4 protein-coding genes are annotated in these 2713 nt (G+C 70.3%); 2 read left to right on the forward strand and 2 right to left on the reverse strand.

The window, feature by feature from the left end; translation table 11 throughout:
* A partial coding sequence (locus tag K2Z83_RS17945; protein WP_370650199.1) for a LysR family transcriptional regulator occupies window positions 1–897 on the forward strand: 897 nt, incomplete at its 5' end.
* Window positions 898–902: 5 nt separating this feature from the next.
* Here K2Z83_RS17945 and K2Z83_RS17950 read toward each other — a convergent pair.
* Window positions 903–1580: a 1-acyl-sn-glycerol-3-phosphate acyltransferase gene (locus tag K2Z83_RS17950; protein WP_220596563.1), complete on the reverse strand. Its 678-nt coding sequence runs from the start codon at window positions 1578–1580 to the stop codon at window positions 903–905.
* 13 nt (window positions 1581–1593) lie between these two features.
* The gene (locus K2Z83_RS17955) at window positions 1594–2031 is read right to left on the reverse strand and encodes a DUF2231 domain-containing protein (RefSeq protein ID WP_220596564.1); all 438 of its coding nucleotides are present in this window, start codon (window positions 2029–2031) and stop codon (window positions 1594–1596) included.
* Between the two features lie 119 nt (window positions 2032–2150).
* Here K2Z83_RS17955 and K2Z83_RS17960 point away from each other — a divergent pair, with 119 nt between their 5' ends.
* Complete coding sequence (locus tag K2Z83_RS17960) at window positions 2151–2570, forward strand: hypothetical protein (RefSeq protein WP_220596565.1); 420 nt, start codon at window positions 2151–2153, stop codon at window positions 2568–2570.
* The last annotated feature ends 143 nt before the right edge of the window (window positions 2571–2713 follow it).

A 2713-nucleotide genomic window follows, 5' to 3' on the forward strand; every position in this document is an offset into this window, starting at 1 on the left:
CTCAGGTCATACCTCATGCTAAACATGCACCTGGTGCGAATCTTCGCGACGGTGGTCGATCTCGGCAGCTTCACACGGGCCGCCGAGTCCCTAAGTATCAGTCAGTCGGCGGCATCGCGGGACGTGCAGGAGCTGGAGCGGCAGCTGGGGATGCCCCTACTGGAGCGGCGGGCGCGCGGGGTGACGCCCACCGAGGCGGGGGCGCTGCTGGCCGCCCACGCGCGGCGGATCTTCGACATCGAGCGGCTGGCCGAGGAGTCGCTGGCGGCGCTGCGCGGGCTCCAGCGCGGCCGGCTGGCGATCGGTGCCAGTTCCACGATCGGCATCTATATGCTGCCGCCGCTGCTCGGCGCCTTTGGCCGGCGCTACCCTGGCATCGAGCTCTTCCTCGACATCGGCAACACCCAGCAGATCGTCGAGCGGATCATCGACCACCGCCTCGACGTGGCCTTCCTGGAGGGGCCGGCCGAGGCCCATGGCCTGGATATCCTACCCTGGCGCGAGGACGAGCTGGTGGTGATCGCCGCGCCCGACCACCCCCTCGCTGGCGGGCAGCAGCTCACGACCACCGACCTGGCGGGCGCGGCGTTCGTGCTCCGCGAGGCCGGATCGGGCACCCGCGAGGTGATGGAGCAGGCTCTGGTCGGGGCCGGGGTGGAGGTGAAGACGGTCATGGAGCTCGGCAGCACCGAGGCGGTCAAGCAGGCGGTGGCGGCCGGCCTGGGGATCAGCATCGTCTCGCGCTACACCATCCAGCTGGAGCTGGCGGCCGGGCGGCTGGCGGTGCTGCCCCTGGGCGACCTGCGCATCCGCCGGCGGCTGACCCGCGCCCAGCTGGCCGATCGGCCCGCCAGCCCAGCCTTGGAGATGTGGCTCGGCGTGGCGCAGGGTGGCTGAGCGCCTCAGCTCGCCCTCGGCCCCTCGCTGGGCAGCTGCGCGTAGGCGCCGCGGTACGCCTCGGGGAGCATCCCGGCGATGCGCAGCATCATGTCGGTCGTGAGGTGATCCATTATGTCGGTCGGGATCTTGCCGTTCTCGGTGGGCGTGATGGTGTAGGGCTCGCCGATGCGGATCGTCAGCGGCTCGCGCAGGAACGCGCCCCGCAGGCCGTGCTCGGTGCCCGTGATCGCCAGCGGCACGATCGGCACGCCAGACTTCATCGCCATGCGCACGGCGCCGCCCCGGCCTGGCTTGAGCACGCCATCGCGGCTGCGGTGGCCCTCCGGGAAGATCAGCAGCACCGCCCCGGCCCGCAGCGCCTCCACAGAGGCGTCGAGTGCGGCGACATCGCGCCGGCCGCGCTTGATCGGGATGACTTGCATGTTCTGGAAGAACCACCTGGTGGCCGGGTTATCAAAGACCTCGATCTTGGCAAGCCACGAGAGCCGGTAGGCGAAGGGCAGCAGCGCGCCGACCGCCGGGATGTCCACCCAGTTGATATGGTTCATCACAATGATCATACCGCCCGACTGACGCGGTGGCAGGTTTGAGGTGCCCTCGATCCGCCAGCGCCACCAGCCGATCAGCCGGAAGAAGTTGAGCCCTACGTAGAGGAGGCCGTACATCAGGACGCCGAGCATCGCGTTCTCTCTCCTATCTCCCTAGCCCCAGGGCATACACGAGGTGTCCGCCGACCCAGCCGCCGGCCACCAGCAGCAGGGCGCCCAGCGCATGCCGCCACAGGTAGCCGCGCCTGGCCTCAGCGTCGTCGAGGATATCCGGGCGACGGCGGCGCAGCAGCAGCGCCTGCCCGTAGATCACCACCACCGCCACATTCAGGAAGGCGTGGGCGTTCACCCAGCCGATCAGCGCGTTGTCGCGCGGCACATCCGGCCCCACCAGCTGGCGCAGCGCGTCGATGGTGCCGGTTGCCAGCGCCACCACCCCGGCCAGCCAGCCGACGATCAGGCAGTGGTAGGCGCTCATCTCCCATGCCCGCTCGCCGCGGCGCATGGAGAGCAGCGTGAAGAGTCCGCTCGCCAGCAGCAGGGCCAGCGGGAAGTGGACGGTGCTCGGGTGGATCGCGTACATATGCAGAAATTATACCAGAGCTGTCGCGGTATAATGCGAGCGCCTCGGCCCGCCCCAGGCCGGCGACGGCGACCCGAGCTGGTGGCGGAGCCACCATCAGATAGACATGAGCGCTGAAGATGTATCTGCAAGCACGCACCTTTATCCGCACCGCGCTGATCTACCTGGCCTCCGCCGGCATCCTCGGCGGGGCCATCCTTGCCGGCGACGGGCTAGGCTGGGCGAGTGCGCTCGCGCCCGCGCGGCCGCTGTTCTACCACCTGCTCACTGTGGGCTGGGCCACCCAGCTGATCGGCGGGGTGGCGCTCTGGATGTTCCCGCCGCTCAGCCGCGACCGCCCGCGCGGCGACGAGCGCCTGGGCTGGGCGGCCTACGTCGGACTGAACGCCGGCCTGCTGCTGCGGGTGGCCGAGCCCTTCCTGGCCTGGCGGCCCGGCCCCTGGGTGACGCCGGCCCTGGTAGCCTCGGCAATCCTTCAGTTCGTCGCGGTCTGCTGTCTGATCGCGGCCCTCTGGCCGCGCGTGAAGGGGCGGAGGTAGCCAATGCCGCCGATCAGCCAGCGGATGGTGCGGGCGGCCCTGCTCTGGCAGGGACTCGGCTACCTGGTGGGCACCCTGATGCTGCTGGCCAAGGCCGGCGCCGCCCCCGGCCAGCTGCTCGCCCTGCGCGACGCCCACGTCCA

Origin of the sequence: Oscillochloris sp. ZM17-4, assembly GCF_019599295.1 — a bacterium.
GTDB lineage: Bacteria > Chloroflexota > Chloroflexia > Chloroflexales > Chloroflexaceae > Oscillochloris.

What these genes read in the sequence shown, in the direction of transcription:
- K2Z83_RS17950 (WP_220596563.1), bottom strand. Translation starts at nt 1,580, where the DNA reads ATGCTCGGCGTCCTGATGTACGGCCTCCTCTACGTAGGGCTCAACTTC.
- K2Z83_RS17955 (WP_220596564.1), bottom strand. Translation starts at nt 2,031, where the DNA reads ATGTACGCGATCCACCCGAGCACCGTCCACTTCCCGCTGGCCCTGCTG.
- K2Z83_RS17960 (WP_220596565.1), top strand. Translation starts at nt 2,151, where the DNA reads ATGTATCTGCAAGCACGCACCTTTATCCGCACCGCGCTGATCTACCTG.